The sequence below is a fragment of the Phaeodactylibacter luteus genome, assembly GCF_007993045.1.
Classification (GTDB): domain Bacteria; phylum Bacteroidota; class Bacteroidia; order Chitinophagales; family Saprospiraceae; genus Phaeodactylibacter; species Phaeodactylibacter luteus.
In genome coordinates, this window is sequence record NZ_VOOR01000029.1 from 1 (window position 1) to 20,542 (window position 20,542).

Consider the following 20,542-nt stretch of genomic DNA (forward strand, 5'->3'; position numbering starts at 1 on the left):
AAATCATATTTATTGAAACCCGCCTTTGCCCTTTCCGTAAAAGACCAACTAGAGAGAAGATGGGCTATCGAGCGGCCCAGTATACTGCCAGTTAGCGTGGCGCCCCTAAAAAATCGTATGTGTAAATTTTTTAATTCAAATTTTAGGAAATATTCAAGTGATGTTTTAGCTTTGTTAGCACAAACAAATATGGCTGCTGCACCAACTTCCTTGCCTAAACACAGCGCAGCCTAACCGGCTTTCTACTACCAACCAACCACGCCAACTTCAATAAATCTATCTGCAGCCTAGCTGCTACCGTACAGGTTTTCAGAAGCTGCTGCATTGCCAGCCCAGCTGCTGATGCATTGCTTACACGTTCCTGTTTTTTCAAATGGGCACCCTTGGCGGTGCGTAACCTGGAAGAACTGTCCATTTAGTGCTTAGGTTCAAGCCAGTAACCTGAGCAATAGGCGGGAATATGCACAAGACGTTGGAATCCTATTGTGGAACTGTTTAAAGTTTTCACCCATGCACACATGGAACACTATCAAAGCCGTAAACACAAACAAACTAGACCAGGCCATTGACATTTTGGAAACGCTTCAGCAGCCCCGTTCGGCGAGGATTTTGAAGTACCTGAAGGAGCATGAACGCGGCGCTTTGCTCGATTTAGCCCTCTGCTTGCGCATGGCTACGGAAGAATTAGAGCAGCAATTGGAGCTGCTCTGCCAATCACGGGTTATCAGCCGTCACGATGATGTGTACGGCTGCTACTATACCTTAAATGCCGTCAGGTTAAAGTATGCTGGGAAGGTTGCCCGCGGCTTAGCTGCTTTTTACCGGGAATGACCCGGGCAGCCCGCATATTTGTCAGGCTAGGTTTGAAAACCCAAGCGCATTTTTGCATTGCGCTGGCATGAGATATGATTGCGGTTTGGTTAAGAGAGCGTGTGGGACTTTAGTAATCGGTCTATCCCGCTAGACAGCGGGACATTTTCGCTTATACTTCGCCCCGAAAATCCTTCCCGCTTTTGTGCATCAAAAGCGGGACTTGGCTAAACTCCGGTTTTCGGCTAGAAGGCCAAGACCCCAACATGCTCTCTAAAATAGAAAAGCCGGGGAGTTTCCTCTCCGGCTTTCTGTGCTGTGTGCCTACGGTTCAGCGCAGGCGGGCCCTCTTTAGGTGTTCAGTGCGCCACAAACGCTGATGACCTGCCCGCTGAGGTAGGAGGAGAGGTCTGAGCCAAGGAATACGCAGACATCAGCGATCTCTTCTGCTTTGCCCAGCCGGTTCATGGGGATGCTCTTCAGGTAGCTTTCCTTCACTTTCTCATCAAGGGCATCGGTCATATCGGTTTCGATAAAGCCTGGTGCTATGGCGTTGCAGCGGATGTTGCGGGAGCCCATCTCTTTGGCAATAGACTTGGTGAAGCCAAGTATCCCTGCTTTAGAAGCCGCGTAATTGGCCTGCCCTGCATTGCCTGTCATCCCTACAATAGAGCTCATGTTGATAATAGACCCGCCGCGGTTTTTCATCATCGGGCGGATGAGGTGTTTGGTCAGGTTGAAGATAGACTTCAGGTTGGTGTGGATGACATCGTCCCAATGGGCTTCGGTCATGCGGAGCATGAGGGTATCCCGGGTGATGCCCGCGTTGTTGACGAGGATGTCCACCTTTCCGAATTCATCAAGCACCGCTTTGGAGAGGGCCTCTGCCGCCTCATAGTCCGAAGCATCTGATTGGTAGGCTTTGGCTTTTACGCCCAGCCCGCTGAGTTCTGCAGCCAGCCCTTCAGCCTGTTCCGCAGAAGAGCGGTAAGTGAAGGCAACGTCTGCGCCCTGCTCTGCAAATCGCCGGGCAATCGCCGCTCCAATGCCGCGCGACCCGCCCGTTACCAGGGCGACTTTACCGTCTAATAATCCCATATTGTTGGTTTTTGTATTGGTCTGTGTACACAAATAGCCAGTGGCCTGGCGACAAACACCCACGAAGGTAGTAAAATTTGTATTGGCTTAGCGCAAGACCTGTTGCATGAGCTCTTTGAACTCAGCGGGCTCTTGGAATAGACGGTCGTTGTAAGTTGTGGCCCGGAAACGGAGGTTGTGCACTTTGTCGTCGCGCAGTTCGAGCTCCACCATGATGTTGCCGAAGTGCTGTGCAAAAGGTTCCCCTTCCCGGAGGTTAGCGCGGAGGGTAATGCCTGGTTTGAGGTAATGCCGTTCGATAGTCTCCACCCAAGCATGCCGCTGATAGCTGCGGCGGTCTGAGACTTGTGTGCGGTACTGTAGGCTGAGCACTCGTTCCCGGAGGTAATCGAAAAAGAAGGTCGCGTCTCGTCTGCTATACCCCGTTTCTGAGAAGTGTATGACAAAGCCTTTGGAAGATGGGGTGTTCAGGAAATCTAGGGCTTCGTCCGTGCTTTCCGGCCTGAGCCGGTATGCGGCATACTGCTCGTTCAGCCAGTCGAGCAGGCGGCGAAGGACCAAGGTTTTCTTCCAAAAGGCATAATCTTCCTTTTCCGCTTCGCTTCGTTCGATCAGTTCATGGATCAACGGTTGGGAAGGCGAGCTTTGCTCAGCCTGCTGGAACAAGTTTTTGAAATACGACCAAAGTTTGTCCATACAGCACTTTCCTCCTCAAACACCAGCGGGGGGGCAAGGTTCATCTTTAGCGCATGCTAAGCTATTATCCAAACAAGCCTTCTTAGGCTCAGGCGTAGCGGCGGCGTACCAGTTTGATGAAATCCCGTGCGGTATCTTCCCGTTCTTCCCCGGGCCAGTCAAAACGGGCTGCAATTGGCTCAAGCAGGGCTTTGGCCTCTTCCATAGTGTGCAGGCGGTTGAGCTGGCTCAAGGTATCGTTGAGGGCATTGAGGTCGCGGCCAAACAATTCGTTCATATACAGCAGCCGGTCGTTGATGGCCAAGGCCTTTGTCAGGTCTTGTATAGGGCGTTCGCTCAATTTTTCGGACAGATCGCTGGCCTCTCGTACCGCAAAGAGCTGGGCAACTTTAGGGGGTATGGCCAAGGGGCTGTTGGTCTTGAGGGCCGGTGCTTCCGGCTGGGGTGCAGGGCGTACCGGGGCTGCGGCAACGGGCGGTGTAGGCCGGGGCGGGGCCTGCGGAGGCGGAGCAGGCTTAGAGTCTAGGTCCTTGAGCGAATCCGGGATCTCAATAATCCGAGGAGGAGTGTACTGAGGCCTTGCCGGCTGGCTTTTTTGTGCAGCCTTAGGGCTGGGCGGGGCTATAGCTTCCTGTTTGGGGGCACGGTCGGCCCCGGAGAGCACTACATCGTATAGGCCCCGGATATAGCTGAGCATGAGGTCGCGTTCGATGCTGGAAATATTGCTTTCGTCCCGTTCCAAGGATTCGAGGAGCGTACGGATTTTTTCAAGCTTGAGTTTGGCTTCTTTCAGGTCCATATTGTGTTTTTGAGAGGTGTCAGCCCAGATAGCAGAAGGCGCAGCAAAGGCCGTATTAGGCTGCCGGTTTGCCATTTGTGCGCTGGCGCCCGCTAAATTAAGGAACTAAACCTAGGAATTGTTGCCTTGTGGAAGGGAGTTTTTAGCTTTTTTAAGCCATGGCGAGCCGCATGCGTTCCAGCCTTTTGAACCCCGCCCAACTGTTCGTACCTTAGCCCCCGAACCCAAATCGCCTGGATACATGTTTTTGGAGCCTCATTTTAAGGGACAGCGCAGCGGCTGGATCGAAGTCATCTGCGGGTCGATGTTTTCTGGAAAAACAGAAGAGCTTATCCGCCGGCTGAAGCGGGCTAAAATTGCCAATCAGCGGGTAGAAATCTTCAAGCCTAAGATAGATACCCGCTATGATGAGGCCAAGGTCGTCTCTCACGATGCCAACTACATCCTTTCCACTCCTATCGCCCATTCGAGCAGCCTCATCGGGCTGGCGGAGGGCGTCAATGTTGTAGGGGTAGATGAGGCTCAGTTCTTTGACGAGGAGCTGCCGGAAGTGTGCCAAATGCTGGCCTTGAAAGGGGTGCGCGTGATTGTTGCCGGGCTTGATATGGATTTTCGCGGGAAGCCGTTCGGCCCTATGCCCAATTTGTTGGCGGTAGCAGAGTACATCACCAAGGTGCACGCCATTTGCCAGCACTGTGGCAACCTGGCGACCCATTCTTACCGGTTTGTGCCCAACAACGACACCGTCGTCCTCGGGGAGAAGGAAGCCTACGAGCCCCGCTGCCGGACTTGCTACCACATGGGCAATATCTTGGACTTGAAGTCTGAGGCAGGGAAGGCGGACGAAAAGCCGGGGCGGGTGCGCAATATAGATGCTGCCTCCTGAGGGCGCAAACCAGATTGTCGTTTTTTTGGGGGCCTGCCCCTGCCGTGAGGGCAGGTGCCGCTATGCTCCGGGGCTCGCTATCCGCTCGGCCTTATCAGGCCTGCCGCCCCTTCGCAGCGCTAGGCCAATGCCAGGCTATAGTCTGACAACTTAGGATTTTTGAAAATATGACGCTGCTATTTTTTCGGTTGTCGAGACAAAAAACGTAGGCATAGCCTTAGCTACGGCGAGGCTTTTTGGTGAAGAGAAACGGAAAAAGAGCAAGTCAGAATTCATAAATTCTGGGTTGTCAGGCTATAAAGCCCCCAAAGCATAAACGCCTGCGACATTTTGGTTCACGCCCCCTCCTGATCCGTTTCTTAACGAGGCCATAAATGCGCAGGGCGTTTCTTCACAGTCCTTAGAATTTATATCTTTGCGGCGAAATTATTTTTTCACCACAACCGCATGACAAATATGGGAAAAGGCGATAAGCGTAGCAAGAAAGGCAAGCGGCAGGCAGGTTCTTACGGGAACAGCCGCCCAAAGCCAACTGTAAAAGCTACAGCGAAAAAGCAAGATGCGTAAGCATCGGCTCTAGGTGCCCAAAGCGCCCTGCAACAGCTGCAGCAACGCACCTGTAGCCGGGGCTAAGCCGCATCTGATAGCAAGCACCTTAGTGTGCAAAAAACGCGCCTGCCGGGTATGTCCCGGGGGCGCGTTTTTAATTGGCCTTGGCTTTGCGCCTTAGCGCTTGTTTGGAGTAGGGCGGTTACGAAAACCAAGGGGTTATGCCCGCCTGCTGTGACAGCATGGCCGGCAGGGGGCTGGCACAGCCGTTGCATTTGAATTTTGCGGGCTAAATGGAAATTTATCAACGCACGGCCTTCGCTCTCAACGCTACAGGCGCAGGGGGTTGCGGCTGCTTGCATTAGCCTGGCCTGCCCCGCAGGATGCCGTTCTCTTTCAGCAGCAAACTCTTAATCTTTAAATAACCAGCTGTCCAACTTTTTTCACTAAGTTTAGAATCTAAGATCGGGCTGCTGCCTGGTTTGCCGGAGCAGCCTTAAAATGGATAGAGCGGCCTGCGCATTCAGGCAGGCCTGGCGCTCTTTCCTCAACGCAATGACCAACATGGAAGTATTACACATCAGTGCAGAATGCTACCCGGCCGCTAAAGCGGGCGGACTGGGCGACGTGGTTGGCGCTCTGCCCAAGTACCTGAACCGGCAGGGGGCTTCAGCCGGCGTCATCATCCCCCGTTACCGCTTGAAGTGGTTTGAAGGGAAGGCATTTCAGCCTGTGCACCAAGGGGCTGTGCGCATACATCGTGGCTACGTACCGTACTCCATACAGCAGTATACCGGCAAGGAGTTGGGTTTTTCCTTATTTGTAGCAGACATACCTGGCAAGTTTGACCGTACAGGCATTTATACCGACCCCTCCGGGCATGGGTATGGAGATGAAGTAGAGCGCAGCCTTTGCTTTCAGCAGGCTGTACTGCAATGGGTGGCCAGCAGCCCCGGCAAGCCGTCCGTTTTGCATTGCCACGACCACCACACTGGCCTCATCCCTTTTATGGCCCGGCACTGCCCGGAGTATCAAAGCTTAAGCCATATCCCTACGGTGTTCACCATCCACAATGGGGCCTATCACGGAGCTTACAGCTGGGAAAAGATGTACCTCCTGCCTTTCTTCGAGGCCGGTGCACGTGGCCTGTTGGACTGGGGCAACACCATCAACCCTCTGGCGGCAGCCATCAAGTGTGCCTGGCGGGTCACTACGGTCTCGCCTTCTTACCTGGAAGAGCTGCGCGAAAACTCCAACGGCATGGAGCTGCTGCTGCAGCATGAGCGCCACAAATGTTTGGGCATCCTCAATGGGATAGATACGCAGGTCTGGGACCCTCGGGCAGATACCTATCTCAGCCATCACCTGCAAACGGATGTACATGCATTCAAAGCGGCCCACAAACAGCAGCTTGCTGCCCGCTTCCGGGTAGATCCACAGCTGCCGATGATGACGTTCATCGGGCGCTTGGTAGGAGAAAAAGGGGCCGACCTGCTCCCTGACCTGATTGCCCGGGCCCTGAAGCATGGTGTGCCCGCTTCTTTCGTCGTGCTGGGCACCGGCCAAGCTTGGATACACGATGCCCTGCGGCACCTTGCTTTTCAGTTCCCCGGGCGCTTTGGCTTGTCCCTTGAATATAACGAGGGCCTGGCACATGAGCTTTATGCCGGCTCTGACTTCCTGCTGATGCCCTCTCGCGTAGAGCCTTGCGGGCTCAATCAGATGTACGCCATGCGCTATGGGGCTTTGCCCGTGGTGCGCGCAGTGGGGGGGCTAAGGGATACCGTGCCCGACGTAGGGGCGCCCGGTGGCATCGGGCGGGGCATTCAGTTTACGCATTTCAACCTCGATGACGCCCAAATGGCTATACACAGGGCTGTTGGCCTGTATCAGAACCAAGCTTTCTTTCATGCCATACGCGAAAAAGTCAGCCAAGTTGACTTTTCCTGGGACCGGTCGGCCAAGGAATACCAAGCGCTCTACAGCGAAATGATATAAAGCCCCGTTGCTACATTGATAACCATTGTTTTTCCAAACCAGAACTGCCAAAAATTACCCCTATGATAAAAATGATCAGCCTCATCCTCGGCGGCGGTGCCGGCTCCCGGCTTTATCCTTTGACCAGCGAGCGCTCCAAGCCTGCTGTGCCCATTGGCGGCAAGTACCGGCTTATTGATATCCCGATCTCCAACTGCCTCAACTCCGGGGTCAGGCGCATGTTTGTGCTCACTCAGTTCAACTCTGCTTCCCTCAACCAGCACATTCAGAATACCTACCACTTCGACATGTTCTCCCATGGGTTTGTCAATATCCTGGCTGCAGAACAGACGCCTTCCAGCGATAATTGGTTCCAGGGCACAGCCGATGCCGTGCGGCAGTCAATGCATCATCTGCGCAATCATGACCACGACTACATCCTTGTCCTTTCCGGAGATCAGCTCTATCAGATGGATTTCGAGCTGTTGGCCAAGTACCATATTGAAAAAGATGCCGACCTCACCATTGCTACCATCCCCGTAGTAGCAGAGGACGCTCCTGGTTTTGGCATCATGAAGGTGAATGCAGAAGGTAGGATAGAGGACTTCACCGAAAAGCCAGGGCCAGACCTTTTGCCGGACTGGAAATCTGTTGTGCCGGAGAAGTACAGCAGTGCAGGGAAGCACTATCTGGCTTCCATGGGCATCTACATTTTCAAAAAAGCTTTCCTGGAAAAGCTTTTTGCAGATCAGCCCGATGCTACCGACTTCGGCAAGGAGATCATCCCCTCTGCCATTGAGGGCGGGTACAAAATTGCCAGTTACGCATTTGATGAATATTGGTCCGATATCGGTACCATCCGCTCCTTTTTCGATGCCAATATTGCCCTTACAGACAACATCCCCGATTTCAACCTTTTCGACAACGATAAGCAGGTCTTTACTCGCCCCAGGCTCCTTGCTCCTGCCAAAGTCTTCGGCACTTGGTTCAACAAAGCCATTATTGCAGAGGGCTGCATCATCCACGCTAAGAAAATAGAGCGGTCTGTCATCGGTATCCGGTCAAGGATAGGGGAAGGCACTGAAATCTCTGAATCCATCATCATGGGCAACGATTACTACGAGACCATGGAGGAGATGGAGTCTGTTCAACAGCCTATGGGCATTGGCGAAGACTGTGAAATCCACCGGGCTATTGTGGATAAAAACTGCCGTGTGGGCGATAAGGTCGTCATTATCGGGAATACAGAGCTCGAAGATGTAGAGACCGATACGTACGTGATCCGCGATGGCATCATTGTGCTCAAGAAGGGGGCTCATATCCCAGACGGCACGGTTATCGGAAAGCCATAAGCTATGCCTTCAATGGCAGTGCCAGGGGGGCAGCTGGCATACCAACAGTGGGGGTCAGGGCCAAGAAAGGTGCTGGCGCTGCACGGTTTTGCTATGGACCATACCGCATTTGCCAGCCTGGCCAAAGCTTGCCCGGAGCTGTCTATATGGGCATTGGACCTGCCCTTTCATGGTGGCACAGTGTGGGCAGCAGACCGTTTTGCCCCAGAGGAGCTGGCCGCTGCCCTGCACCATTTCTGGGGGCAGGTGGGCGGAGGTAGGGTGGAAGCCCTTGGGCACAGCCTAGGCGCGCGCTTGTGGCTGTGCATGCTGCCCCATCTGGAGCTGGCCATGTCTGAGCTATGGCTCATCGCTCCGGACGGTTTTGGCACTTACCGTTCTGGGTTTACGGAGCGCGTGCCGCTCAGCATGAGGCGCCGGGCTGCCCGGCTTACCCATAATACCGGCCGCGCCCTGCGGCAAGTTGAAAAGCTGTACCGCTGGAAATTACTAGACGCTTTTACGTACCGCTACTTGACAACTCATCTTTCCGGGCCCGATGCCCATCGCAGGCTGTTGCACACTTGGGCCAGCCTTTCTGCTTGCAAAATGGGCCCTGCCCGGGCACAGAGCTACCTGTCATCAAAACCTTCCCTGCCGGTCCACATTGGGCTCGCCCGTGCCGATCGATTGGTCCCCGCAGCCCTTATCGCCCGGGCAGTTGGCGGGCTGCCCCAAGTGTCCCTGTCGGAGCTGCCCGGAGGCCACCGTTCTGTACTAGATCACCTGTGCGCTTGGATGGGGCCTGCCCCTGCCTAACGGCAGGTGCCGCTATGCTCCGGGGCTCGCTCTTCGCTCGGCCCTATCGGGCTTATCACCCCTGCGCAGCGCTAGTCCGGTGCCATTGTAAAGCCGATAAAGCCGGCCGTATTTCGGGTTGCCGCCCGTTCAGCCCAGCCTGTCAGACCCCCTGCATGAGCTTCCGCCCCAAGGGGTTCACCCGCACAATAGCTACACTGCATTGGGCCCGCTCTGTGATCTGCGTGGCAAAATTGCCAACGACCATTTGCTGCAGCAGCCCTACTTTGGTTGCTCCTACGATGAGCAGATCAAAATGGGCCGACTTCTCCACCAGCGTATCTATAGGCTGGTCAGATGCCAGCACTTGAATATTGTATAGCGCCCGGGCAGAGTGCCGCTGAATGGCCTCGATAAAAATCTTGCCGGATTCGGCCTGCTGAGCCGGGGTGTACTCCTTAGGCAGGATGTTCAGAAAAGTGATTTCTCCTCCAAATTGGGCCGCCACCGACCCGGCCAAGCGCACCATGAGGTTCAAGTTGAGCCGCCCGCCCAAGGATACGGCAATGCGCTTGGGCTTGAAATCTTCATTAGGCTTGTGGAGCTTGAAGAATATAAAATCCGTAGGCGCCCGGTTGAGTACCAGCTCCATAAGGTTGAGGGTCGTCGTCTTGGAGCTATGCCCAGAGTACCCCATAACTGTAATGTCACAGCTTTCCTCTTCTGCCGCGTGGACGATGCCCATGCCCAGCTTGCGCGATGCGCGTATGATGGGCCGTACGGCCACTTTTTCAGCAGTCGGCCAGGTCGTGACCCGCTCTAAAAGCTCCAGGGACTTGTCCGAGCCTGAAAGTGCTGCCCGGAAATCCATTTGCTCGGGTGTGTCTACAATATGGAGGGCCATGATTTCTCCCCCTTTTTGAGCTACGATGGCATGGCAGAGCTCAAAGATACTGCGTTGGGTGCTAGGGTTGGCCACGGGCATCAGCACCCGCTCGCCGGACCGCAACTGGAAGCGGGGCTTTTCTTCAGTTAGTTTGAGCTGCATACCGCCTTCCTGCCGCACCACGCGTTTGCGGGAGTAGAAAAAATAGACCACTCCGCCAGCTAAGCCCAGCTGCAGGCCAAAGAGAAGGGATAGCCAGTCTAGCGTGAACAACAGCCCGATATTGGCAGCAAGCGTGAGCCCTGGCAGGGCCCGCTTCCACCACTGTGCAGGCCGGTGTGCGGGGTTCTGACGGTAAATTTTCCTAAGGGCCAGCGAAATGGGGAGGAGGGAAGCGAGCAGGCAGAAATTGGCTGCTTTGGCAATGAACTCCAGCTGAAACAACAGCAGGAAAGCCAAGATGAACAGACCGCCGGTCAATAAAGCTGCGCGGGGTGTTTTGCTTTTTTCGTGCACCTTGCCGATCAGGTCGGGCATAAACCGGTCCTTGCCCATTGCGTAGATCTGCCGCCCCTGAGAAAGCAGCGTACTGTTTAGGGCGCCAGCCGAGGCGAGCACTCCGCCTATGGAAATGACCACCCACCCCCAGCCCCCGAAAACGACAGTGGCCACATCCACAAGTGGGGCAGAGGAAGCGGCAAGTGTTTGCCAGGGCACGGTAAGTATGCTGCCCAAAGCCACAAGCAGGTAAAATAGGAAAGCTATGCCCATGGCATATATCATGGCCTTGGGGATGGTCACTTCAGGCTGCTTGATCTCATCTGCATTATTGGCAATGAGCTGATAGCCGAAAAAGGAAATATAAATGATGCCAATAGCGCCCAGGGTGCCTTCAGGGCCTTGAGGGAACTGAGGGGTGAGCAGCTCGGGCTGCGCAAAAAAGGAAGCGCCAATGAGGAGTGCGGCCAGAATGGCAAGGTTGCCCCAGGTTAGTAGGTTCTGTATGCGGTCTGCCCCTGCGGTGCCCCGGGCATTCAGCCAGGCAGAAAAAAGGACCAAGGCCCCTGCAAGGCCCTTTACTCCTAAAGGGGACAGCTTTAGCCCTAGCATGGTGGCAAAGTACTCGGCAAACCCAATGGCGTACAAGCCGCAGGCAAAGATACTGCCCAAGGCCAAGAACCAGCCGGTCGTGAACCCCCCAAGGCTGCCCAGCGCCTGATAGGCATAGGCGTACCCTCCGCCGGCTACCGGCACCAGCCGGGCCATTTCCGCATAGAGCAGGGTGGTCAGGAAGGCCAGGCCGCCGCAGATGACATACGCAAGCCACACCGAGGGGCCCGCACTGCCCGCCGCCAGGCCGATCAAAACGTAGACGCCGGCCCCCATCAGCGCGCCAACGCCAATAGTCGTGGCCCCAAACAAGCCGATCGTGCGTTCAAAGGTGACGGGGATGAGCTTCTTGTGAAAGATTTCCTTGAGGTTGTTAGGCATAGCTGAAAAGGGTTAAAGAGCGTTAGCAGTTGCTGCCCAAGCTTGGGCAGCAGGGCCAAATGTAAGGGTTGAATGCGGTAGCTGTCAACTGCAATGAGCGAAAAAAGAACAGCCTGTACCGCTGAGGTACAGGCTGTAAGTGCAGACGTGCCCGGGCACAAACCATAATATCGCAGGTGTTTACGCTTTTCGGGGCTTATAGCCTAGCATTGGCCTAGCGCTGCGCAGGGGTGATAAGCCCGATAGGGCCGAGCGGACAGCGAGCCCCGGAGCATAGCGGCACCTGCCCGCGGGCAGGTGCAGGCCCCTATCCTTACGTAGGGGGCAGGCCCCCTCACATGGTGCAGGGGCAGGCAAAAAAAAGACAACTTGGTTTGCGCCCGAGTGGCCTATGCCAGGGTTTTCATATCTACGACTTCAAAATTGCGTACCGCAAAGTAGTCGTCTAGCCCATAGTCTGTATTGATAATGATGCCGCCGAGCAGTGCCACTTTGTCAACGTGGAACTCATTCTTGGTTGCTTTAAGGTACTCGTGTATTTTTTGGTCGATGACTTTGAACGTCGCCTCTGTAATAGCGACCTGAGGGTGGTCCGATGCCAGGATTTCATCTCGGTAAGGAAGGAGGGAGGTCTCCAGCATCATCTGCTGATAATCGTCTTCGACCAGGTCGGGCTTATAGCTGCTGTCTTTGGTGAAACGGTCAAGCGCCAGCATGAGCGCGCCACAGGAGTTGCCCGGCTGCTCCTGCCGTGGGCGGTACATGCGCCCGGCTTCCCCTTCCAGGGTAACCCCGATATGTGGGCCGTAGAAAATAAACGCAGCCCCGTCGTCTGGGATATGATGGGCAAAAGCGGTCATGCCAGTTTTGCCGGCAAAGGGGATGCCGCCCAGCCCGCCCATAATGAAAGGGCCAAAGAGCACATTGAAGAAGGTAGTGGACGGCACGTTGATGTCGTCAGAACAAAGGGATGTGGCCATCAGTACTTTGGAAACGTTGATGCCGTGCTCCTCTTGCATTTTGCCCATATACTGTATGGAAGTGTCTTTTGCATCTATTGCATTGGGAAAGAAACCATTGACAATTTTGTCAAATTTGCGTTGCAGCATGGTGGTCTGATTTTTTAAAGGCTTTTAAAAAATAGGATTTGGAAAAGATAGAAAAGCCCACCGTTGTGGCTGCAACAGAGGTGCTTTCCAGTTTTCAGCAGTAGTGACCTTGGGTGAGATGAGCAGCGGGAAATGGCTGCTATAAGATGAAAATGCCTTGGAGTAATATAAAGTTTTGCAAGCAAGGAAAAAACAATGCCCGCGGGGTTCCGGGCATTGTTTTTCAGTCTCAACGGATGCAGGAGCGTTTAGCGCTTGCTGTCGGCTTCAGCCTCGAGCTCAAGAGGCTTGCGGGGCAGCATCTCGTCGCGCATAGCAGTATGCATCACAAAGGAGGCAATAATTGTGGCCGCCTGCTTGATGTCGTCCTCCACCAGATGGTCTAGGTTGTCCATATTAGAGTGGTGGGTGCGCGTGAAGTAGGCCATCGGGTCTTGAATGAACTGAAAGCCCGGTATGCCCACCGCATCAAATGCGAGGTGGTCTGTCCCCCCAGTGTTGGAGAGGGTCAATGTGCCAGCATCGAGGTCCTTGAAGGGCTCCAGCCAAGCCCGGAAAATAGGGGCTACATTGGGGTTGCCCTGAAGATAAACACCCCGGACTTTGCCGGTCCCGTTGTCCAGGTTATAGTAGGCCGATACTTTCTCCTGCGCAGGCTTCAGAGATTGGGGGTTGTAGGTGCCCTCCGGGAATTCCGCATAATGCTCGCCAACATAACCCCGGCTGCCAAATAAGCCCTGCTCTTCGCCTGTCCACAGCGCAAGCCGCAGCGTACGGCGGGGCTGAATGCCGGTTTCTTTAATGGCCTCCAACAAGATGCGCGCAGCTTCCATCATGACCGTAGAGCCTGCCCCGTTGTCGGTAGCCCCTGTAGCAGCGTGCCAGCTGTCGAAGTGGGCGCCAAAGATGACGACTTCGTCCTTAAGGTCAGTGCCAGGGATCTCTGCGATGATGTTCCGCTCCATGCCCCCATCAGGGTTGTGGTACATGGTTTTCATGTCGAGGCTGAGCTCAACGGGCATGCCCCGCTGCAATAGGCGGAAGAGGCGGTTGTAATGCTCTACGGCCAGAGTGACCTGAGGGACGACATCGGCCCCGTCTTCCCGGACGCTTCCCCATTCGCCCGACCGGGCGCCAGAAACAAAGACGGTGCCAAGGTCGCCTTTATAGCTGCGGTCTAGCACAGCAATGGGTTTTTCCTCTGCCAGCACTTCCCATAGGTATTTGTTGAACGAGAAACCGCCCGTGGTGTTGTAGTTGCGCCTTGGGCGGGGCGTCGGCATATCCGCATTGGCCATTTCCAGCAGGTCTTCAGCTTCGTAACGTCGGGCAGGCGCATCAAACCATTCGTCTACCGAACGCAGGGTGTCCAACAATACAAATTTGCCTTTGAGCTTGCCTTTATAGGCATCGAGCTCTTCTTTGGTATCAGCCTGAAGGTAGATGACCTCCCCTTTGGCATTTTTGACGGAAGGGGACCATGCTTTTGGCACCGCAATCAGCGGCCAGTAATTGGGCGTGTGGGCGTGCATCTCAAAATGCTGCAGTTCCCAGCCCCTGCCAAAGGGGCCCCATTCCTCGGTATGGACATTCTCCATGCCCCAAGATTTGAGCTCCTTCACCGCCCAATCAGTGGCCCTGTCCAGCATAGGGGAGCCGGTAAGCCGGGGGCCATATACGTCCATAATCATTTCTGCAGTCTCCATAGCCCGGCTTTCGTCTAAACCATGCTTGCGGATCGCAGCGACCAAGTCTTCATTGACGGGCTCCTGAGCCTGCGCCTGTGCGGCGCCCATCAGGCCAAGCCCGATCAGCCCTGCTAAAAGTTGTTTTTTCATAAAGTACAAGAGGTTAAATGATGTTTGTCAACTGAGGGGGATCCCCCCTTTTCCATCCAAAAGTTACGTTTTCCCCTCGGTATTTATGGGGAAGATTGCTGCTAATTCAGGTACAGGTAAGCCCGGCTGCCCATATCCGCCCAACGCAGGCAGTGACTAAAATCATCAGCAGCGCATGACCTGTGCCACTGCATGAAAGGTGGTAGTTGTTGATTTTGAGGAGGAAAGGCAGGGGGGCCTGCCAAGTTTGCTCACCAAATCCAATAGTCATGATCCGCGCACCAATCAAAAACCACGCATTTGAACGCATGGGCGAACGGTTCGCCCGCGTAATCGACCCCGACCACTTCCTGGGCCGCAACGCTTTTGATGTCAAATCAGCACCGCCTGTGAACATCGTCAAGGATGGCAAGTTGTTCGAAATGGAGATTGCTGTGCCGGGCTTTGCCAAAGACGAGCTCGAGGTCTTCGTCGATCATGGTATCTTAACCGTGAAAGGCGAAAAACGGGCCGCCAAAACAGAGCGCTCCGGCAAAATGGTACTGGAGGAGTTCAACTTTGATGCTTTCGAGCGCAAGTTCAAATTATCTGATACCATCGCCAGAGAGCAGATTACCGCCCGCTACGACAAAGGCATACTGTTCCTTACCTTCGTGGATGTACCGGAGGAGCAGGAGTCAGAAATACAGCGTGTGGCAGTAGATTAGAGGTATGCCTGATTACTTCCTTAAACAGGAGGGCAGCCGCCGCCCCGGCTGCCTCTTCCGTAAAAGCAAATAGCCAATGACCACTTTCAAGCGGGCCTTGCTGGCGCTCGACCTAACCGAAACGGATGCTTCACTGCTGGATTTCACTGCGCGGCACGCCCGGGCGCTTGGTGTGGAGAAGCTTTATGTCCTTCACATCATACCCGATTTTACAGCCCCTGCTGGCACAGAAGCTGATTTTATGAGCCGGTTTGCCCCTGAGGTGCCCGTAGATGAGCAGATCCGGTCGCGCCTGCAAGCCCGTTTGGAAGCGGCTTTTGCTCCGGTAAAGGGGCTGGAATTCGTTCTTGACATCAGAGAGGGCAAGCCCTACGAAAAATTATTGCATTGGCAGAAAGTCAAAAAGGCTGACCTTTTGATACTAGGCAAAAAAGCCATTAGCGAAGGCAGCGGTATTACTGCGAAGCGCGTGGCCCGCAATGCACCTTGCAGCATTCTTTTCGTCCCAGCAGCTGCCCCAGGCAGCATTGAGCAGTTGGTGGTCCCCAACGACTTTTCTGAGAATGCCGGGCGCGCTATCCATACCGCCCTTGCCCTCAGCAGCCATATGAAAGGGCAGCCGGTGCACAGCCTGTATGTGGTTGATTTGCCTCCGGCAGATTACTACAACCGCTCTGAGCCGGGCAGAGGCTACCGGGGCATCCTTATGGAGTCGGCTCGCCTGACTGGCAACAAATTCCGGGATAAGCTGGGGGTAGCAGATGACGATCTTGTGGATGTTTACCTCGAAAACCTCCGGCAAGATACTGCGGGGCATATTCTTGCTTACGCAAAAGAGCACCCGGGCACTTGGCTGGTCACAGGGGCAAAGGGGCACAGCCCTTTTGAGCATTTCCTTTTTGGCTCCGTCACAGAGCGCCTTGCCGAGCGGGCGGGCGATGTCCCACTGCTGATTGTACGCTGATCTTGCAGGCGCAAATCAGATTGTCGCTTTTTTGGGAGGGGCCTGCCCCTGCCTGCGGGCAGGTGCTGCTATGCTACGGGGCTCGCTGTCCGCTCGGCCCCTCGCCCTATAGGCGTCGGGTCTGGCCTTCAGCCACCCCTGCGCAGCGCTAGGCCAATGCCAGGCTATAAAGCCCAAATGCCCGCGACATTTTTGCCCACGCCCGATCTTGCCCACAAGGCACATAGCTGCCCGGGCAGGGCAGCCCTCATTTCCCAAGCCTGACGAATGTCATACTGCCCTCTGACCAATCTCAATGCCTTGTTGCGGTAAAAAACGGAGCTTTCTGGACAAGAAAACCGCCCGTTTTTCGGGGTAAAACCAAGCGACATGAAAGTTCAGGCCCCTTTGCATCTTCCGCATAAGCAAAAGTTGAATGCCAGTCTTCACCGCCCGTCTGCTCGTGGCGCCCGCCGCCCTTGGCTCGCAGGCAGCAGCCCGGAAGCTAGAGAGCTGAAAGGCAAAACTGCCTTGGGGCTGATCCTGTCTGGTATAGCCGTTTTTGTGCTAGGCTTTTGGGGGCTGGGGTGGATACTGGGCTCTATGGGGATGATCAGCGCCATGCTGTTGCTGGCCAGCCCCGGCCGGGGGCATTTTGAGCTCGCTTGGGCTGCCCTTCTGATAGGGGCTGCTGCGGCTTCGGGGCTCTTGGCTATGGCCTGGTACATCGGCTAAGCCATTTTTATTTACCTCACTTAAACCTTTGCTGCCATGGATGCCATTCGTAAAATATTGTTGCCTACCGATTTTTCTGCAAATGCTCAAAATGCATTCCGCCATGGGCTTATGCTCGCTGACCGGATGGGGGCTGAAATAGAGCTGCTGCATGTTATCTATCCGGAGTACGAGCCCTTGGACTTGCCCGTGATGGCCGCTCAGGCCACCCGTGAAAAAGCAGAGGCAGCCCGTGTGGTCATGAAAGAGTTTATGGAGCTGGGGCTGGCCCAAATGCATACGACCGGGCAGATCAAAAGCGTGCCGCCCATACATGCAGATCTGGAAGTGGGCACGCCTGCCAGCCTCATCAGCGAGGTCGCTCGCAGAGATGAAGCCGACCTGATTGTCATGGGCACCCGGGGCAGCCACAATACCCTCGAGCGTTTTTGGGGCAGCACGGCCACTGCTGTACTAGAGCATGCCCCGTGCCATGTCATGGTCGTCCCTGAGCATGCCCCGTATCAAAAAATTGAGCAGGTGGGCTATGCCACAGATTTGGCGGAAGCCGACCCTTATCACATTTGGGAGGCCGGCAAAATCTTAGATGCCTTCAGCCCGGTCATCCGCTGTGCCCATGTCAACTTGGAGCAAAGCGTAGAGCATGCCTTGGACCTCAATGGGCTTGGCCACTTTTTCGACAATCACGCCCCCGCCCTGCAGATTACTTTCCATACGTTGCAAGGGGGGCAGGTGGCGCCTGCTCTAGATCAGTTTATCGATCAGTTTGGGCTGGACCTCATGGTGATGTATGCCCCGGGGCACAGCTGGTGGCAGCGGCTTTTCCACCACAGTGAGACTAAAGCCATGGCCTTGCGTGCGCAGGTGCCTGTCCTCTTCCTCAAGCATTAAATCGGCCTGGCGAGCCTCAAAAAACTAAACCCATGGGAGAAATGAAGGTGCAACATGTCGGCCAAAACCGCAGTGCTTATATTCAGGCGCTGATCCGGGAAGCAGAAGTGCTCGAGACGATGATACGAGAAGACCGTTTTGAGCAGGGCGTGGAAAGGATAGGCGCCGAACAGGAGCTGTTTATGGTGGACAGGAGCTATAAGCCGGATGCCCGGGCCTACACTATGGTGGGCAGTTTGCCGGAGGCCTTCACGTATGAGATAGGGCGGTTTAACTTGGAAGCCAATCTGCCGCCTGCCCTGCTCAATGGCAGTGCTTTTCAACAAACGGAAACGACGCTCAGGGGCTTGCTGCAGCAGTTGGAAGCAGCGGGAGAACCTGGAGGGATGAGCCCTTTGCTCACTGGGATCTTGCCTACTTTAGTGCCTGCCCACTTGTCTTTGCAGTATATGACGCCGGCCGGCCGTTTTGAAATGTTGAACGAGCGGCTGACAGACCTCCGGGGCGGGGCTTTTGAAATTCATATTTCTGGCGCAGATGAGCTGGCAGTGGCCCTGCCTAGTGTGATGTACGAAGCCGCGAACACCAGCTGGCAGATGCACTTGCAGATTGACCCCCGCAGCTTTTCTGAAGCGTACAACTGGGCGCAATACATTTCCGGCCCGGTCCTCGCCGCTACAGCCAACTCGCCTTTGCTATTTGGGCGTGAGCTCTGGCACGAAACCCGCATCGCGCTGTTTCAGCAGAGTGTGGATACCCGCCGCTCATCCAACGAGCTCAGAGAGCGCCACAATCGCGTCCATTTTGGCCGTGGATGGCTGACCGGAGGCCCTGCCGGCCTGTTCAAAGATCAGATTACCCGCTTCCCCTTATTGCTGACCGGCCAGGTGACCGAGGAGGCAGCGGCTGTGCTGTCGGGCGGGAAGGCCCCGAAACTGGAAGCCCTCCGCCTGCATAATGGCACGATTTACAGTTGGAACCGGCCCTGCTATGGCTTGAACGAAGCCGGGGAAGCCCATCTGAGGTTGGAAAACCGCTATGTGCCTTCCGGCCCTACTGTGGCGGACGAGATGGCCAACTTTGCCTTTTGGGTAGGGCTGATGAAAGGTATGCCGCCCCGGTACGCGAGCCTTGCTGAAGAAACGCCATTCGATGATGCCCGGGCAAATTTCTACGAGGCAGCCCGCTCCAGCCTGCTGTGCAGTCAGCGTTGGAACGGGAAGCAGCGGCCAGTGAAAAGCATAATTCTGGAAGAACTGCTCCCGATTGCAGCCGACGGCCTCCGCAAGGTAGGTGTTGGAGAGGAGGAAGCCCACCGCCGTTTGCAGATAGTAGAGCGGCGGGTGGCAGGAGAAGCCAATGGTGCCTGCTGGGCTGCCCGCAATTTTAGAGCCCTGAAAAGCCAGTTTGGGCCTGGGGTGGCAGCCCGCGAGCTGGCTGCGGCGATGCGCTACGGACAGGCTGCCGATGTCCCCGTGCACAATTGGGAGGATATACCCGCCCATAAAGTTTACGCTTTGCGGCCGGGGGCAGCTACGGCCGGGCACCTCATGAAAACAGACCTGTATACCATAGCGCCCGGAGAGCCTTTGTCTATGGCCCGTGCCATAATGAAATGGAAAAAGGTGAGGCACCTGCCCGTGGAAGATGAAAATGGGCAGCTTGTCGGCCTGCTCTCCCGCAACCTGATGCAGGACTGGGGGGCTGTACCCGAAGACACCACCGCCGGGGATGTCATGGTGAGCCAACTCATTACCATCAAGCCAGATACGCCGCTAAGCGAGTGTGCCCGGTTGTTGAAAACCCATCATATCGGATCTTTGCCAGTAGTGGAGCAGGGGCAGATCATCGGGCTGCTGACCGATACAGATTTCAGGGAATTGTTTGGCAGTGAAGGTTAAATTTCAGTAATTGTTGGAGCGGTCAAGCTGCAGGCCGTCTTGCTGGCAGCTAGGGTGCAGGAGAAAAATATAAGCGTATGAAACCACCAACGGGCACGCCCACGAGCACTTCCCGGCCAGCCGGGGTGCTCCCTTCCATGCCATTGATTTACCACCCGGTCGTGTTACAGCATGACACTGGGCTCCACCCAGAGAGCGGCAAGCGGTTTGAAGCGATGGGGGAACTGCCAGTCACGGAGCTGATTGATGGTGCGCCCTACCTCGGGCTGGTGCACAGCAAGGACTATGTCCGGCAGATCAAATCAGCTTGTGAGTTTGGGCAGCGGCTCGACGGGGACACCCCCACTTCAGCAGGCAGTTTTGAGGCCGCCCGTTTTGCCGTAGGCGCTACCATTATGGCTGCAGAGCAGGAAGGCTTCGCCCTGGTACGCCCGCCTGGCCATCATGCCTATGCTGCCCGGGGGAGCGGGTTTTGCCTGTTCAATAATGTAGCTGTGGCAGCACAGCACTTAGTGGAGCAGGGCAAGCGGGTGCTGATTTTAGATTTTGATGGGCATCTGGGGGATGGCACTTCCGATATTTTCTACCGTACCGATCAGGTGCTGTATTGGTCGATCCACCAATACCCGGCTTATCCTGGGCATGGTTTTGTAGATGAAATAGGCGTGGGGCCCGGTAAGGGCTTCAATATAAATGTGCCACTTCCGCCGGGCGCTGGAGATGATATTTACAATGAAGTGCTGGATTATTTCCTGCCCGTGGTCAAGCAATTTCAGCCAGACGTTGTTGCCCTGTCAGCTGGGTTTGATGCCCATCAGCGGGACCTGCTGCTGGACTTGAAGCTGTCCACTTCTTTCTTCTACACCCTCGGGCAACGGCTGCGGGCCAATTTTGACCACCTGTTCGGCACCCTCGAGGGGGGCTATAATATAGATGAAATGCCCCGCTGCCTGTTCAATTTCCTGGCAGGGGTGAATGGCCAGGCGATGCCCTATGCAGAGGAAGCAACCATCTCTGGGCTGCGTGCTTGGGAGACTTTCGAAATTTATGTGCACGCAGTGATGGGCAAGCTGCGGGACTACTGGAAATTCTGACAC

Annotated in this window: 19 protein-coding genes; 13 read left to right on the forward strand and 6 right to left on the reverse strand. The window is 55.2% G+C overall.

The window, feature by feature from the left end; translation table 11 throughout:
- Positions 1–234: hypothetical protein (locus tag FRY97_RS22980; protein ID WP_211356872.1), on the forward strand; the 234-nt coding region annotated here is incomplete at its 5' end.
- Positions 235–510: 276 nt separating this feature from the next.
- Positions 511–831, forward strand: coding sequence for a hypothetical protein (locus FRY97_RS13740; protein ID WP_147168125.1), 321 nt, complete (start codon positions 511–513; stop codon positions 829–831).
- Between the two features lie 330 nt (positions 832–1,161).
- Here the strand turns inward: FRY97_RS13740 and fabG are convergent, their stop codons facing one another.
- The 3 genes from fabG to FRY97_RS13755 form a co-directional block, all read right to left on the reverse strand.
- A complete protein-coding gene (gene fabG / locus FRY97_RS13745; RefSeq protein ID WP_147168126.1) occupies positions 1,162–1,908 on the reverse strand; it encodes a 3-oxoacyl-[acyl-carrier-protein] reductase in 747 nt (248 codons plus the stop codon).
- Positions 1,909–1,995: 87 nt separating this feature from the next.
- Complete coding sequence (locus tag FRY97_RS13750) at positions 1,996–2,604, reverse strand: hypothetical protein (RefSeq protein ID WP_147168127.1); 609 nt, start codon at positions 2,602–2,604, stop codon at positions 1,996–1,998.
- Between the two features lie 88 nt (positions 2,605–2,692).
- Entirely contained in the window at positions 2,693–3,403 is a 711-nt protein-coding gene (locus FRY97_RS13755; protein ID WP_147168128.1) for a hypothetical protein, read from the reverse strand.
- Between the two features lie 241 nt (positions 3,404–3,644).
- On the opposite strand from FRY97_RS13755, the gene FRY97_RS13760 reads away from it, so the two are divergent.
- From FRY97_RS13760 to FRY97_RS13780, 5 genes are all read left to right on the forward strand, one after another.
- Complete coding sequence (locus FRY97_RS13760; RefSeq protein WP_147168129.1) at positions 3,645–4,289, forward strand: thymidine kinase; 645 nt, start codon at positions 3,645–3,647, stop codon at positions 4,287–4,289.
- Between the two features lie 456 nt (positions 4,290–4,745).
- Positions 4,746–4,856: a 30S ribosomal protein THX gene (locus FRY97_RS13765; protein ID WP_147168130.1), complete on the forward strand. Its 111-nt coding sequence runs from the start codon at positions 4,746–4,748 to the stop codon at positions 4,854–4,856.
- 546 nt (positions 4,857–5,402) lie between these two features.
- Positions 5,403–6,836 carry a glycogen synthase gene (locus FRY97_RS13770; protein WP_147168131.1) on the forward strand — a complete coding sequence of 478 codons (1,434 nt, stop codon included), beginning with the start codon at positions 5,403–5,405 and terminating at the stop codon, positions 6,834–6,836.
- Positions 6,837–6,898: 62 nt separating this feature from the next.
- On the forward strand, positions 6,899–8,167 hold the full coding sequence (locus FRY97_RS13775; RefSeq protein ID WP_147168132.1) for a glucose-1-phosphate adenylyltransferase: 1,269 nt from the start codon (positions 6,899–6,901) through the stop codon (positions 8,165–8,167).
- A gap of 3 nt (positions 8,168–8,170) precedes the next feature.
- A complete protein-coding gene (locus FRY97_RS13780; protein WP_147168133.1) occupies positions 8,171–8,965 on the forward strand; it encodes an alpha/beta fold hydrolase in 795 nt (264 codons plus the stop codon).
- 142 nt (positions 8,966–9,107) lie between these two features.
- Here FRY97_RS13780 and FRY97_RS13785 read toward each other — a convergent pair whose 3' ends face one another.
- From FRY97_RS13785 to FRY97_RS13795, 3 genes are all read right to left on the reverse strand, one after another.
- Positions 9,108–11,321: an amino acid permease gene (locus FRY97_RS13785; protein ID WP_147168134.1), complete on the reverse strand. Its 2,214-nt coding sequence runs from the start codon at positions 11,319–11,321 to the stop codon at positions 9,108–9,110.
- Between the two features lie 389 nt (positions 11,322–11,710).
- Positions 11,711–12,430 (reverse strand): hypothetical protein, encoded by a 720-nt coding sequence (locus FRY97_RS13790; RefSeq protein ID WP_147168135.1) that lies wholly within the window; start codon positions 12,428–12,430, stop codon positions 11,711–11,713.
- Between the two features lie 248 nt (positions 12,431–12,678).
- Complete coding sequence (locus FRY97_RS13795) at positions 12,679–14,268, reverse strand: M28 family peptidase (protein WP_147168136.1); 1,590 nt, start codon at positions 14,266–14,268, stop codon at positions 12,679–12,681.
- Positions 14,269–14,537: 269 nt separating this feature from the next.
- On the opposite strand from FRY97_RS13795, the gene FRY97_RS13800 reads away from it, so the two are divergent.
- The 6 genes from FRY97_RS13800 (at position 14,538) to FRY97_RS13825 (ending at position 20,539) form a co-directional block, all read left to right on the forward strand.
- Positions 14,538–14,975, forward strand: a complete 438-nt coding sequence (locus tag FRY97_RS13800) for an Hsp20/alpha crystallin family protein (protein WP_147168137.1) — start codon at positions 14,538–14,540, stop codon at positions 14,973–14,975.
- A 76-nt stretch (positions 14,976–15,051) separates the two neighbouring features.
- On the forward strand, positions 15,052–15,939 hold the full coding sequence (locus tag FRY97_RS13805; RefSeq protein WP_147168138.1) for a universal stress protein: 888 nt from the start codon (positions 15,052–15,054) through the stop codon (positions 15,937–15,939).
- A 369-nt stretch (positions 15,940–16,308) separates the two neighbouring features.
- Positions 16,309–16,653, forward strand: a complete 345-nt coding sequence (locus tag FRY97_RS13810) for a hypothetical protein (protein WP_147168139.1) — start codon at positions 16,309–16,311, stop codon at positions 16,651–16,653.
- 36 nt (positions 16,654–16,689) lie between these two features.
- The gene (locus FRY97_RS13815) at positions 16,690–17,544 is read left to right on the forward strand and encodes a universal stress protein (RefSeq protein ID WP_147168140.1); all 855 of its coding nucleotides are present in this window, start codon (positions 16,690–16,692) and stop codon (positions 17,542–17,544) included.
- 32 nt (positions 17,545–17,576) lie between these two features.
- Positions 17,577–19,445 (forward strand): CBS domain-containing protein, encoded by a 1,869-nt coding sequence (locus FRY97_RS13820; protein WP_147168141.1) that lies wholly within the window; start codon positions 17,577–17,579, stop codon positions 19,443–19,445.
- A gap of 77 nt (positions 19,446–19,522) precedes the next feature.
- Positions 19,523–20,539: a histone deacetylase family protein gene (locus tag FRY97_RS13825; protein ID WP_246141726.1), complete on the forward strand. Its 1,017-nt coding sequence runs from the start codon at positions 19,523–19,525 to the stop codon at positions 20,537–20,539.
- Positions 20,540–20,542: the final 3 nt, after the last annotated feature.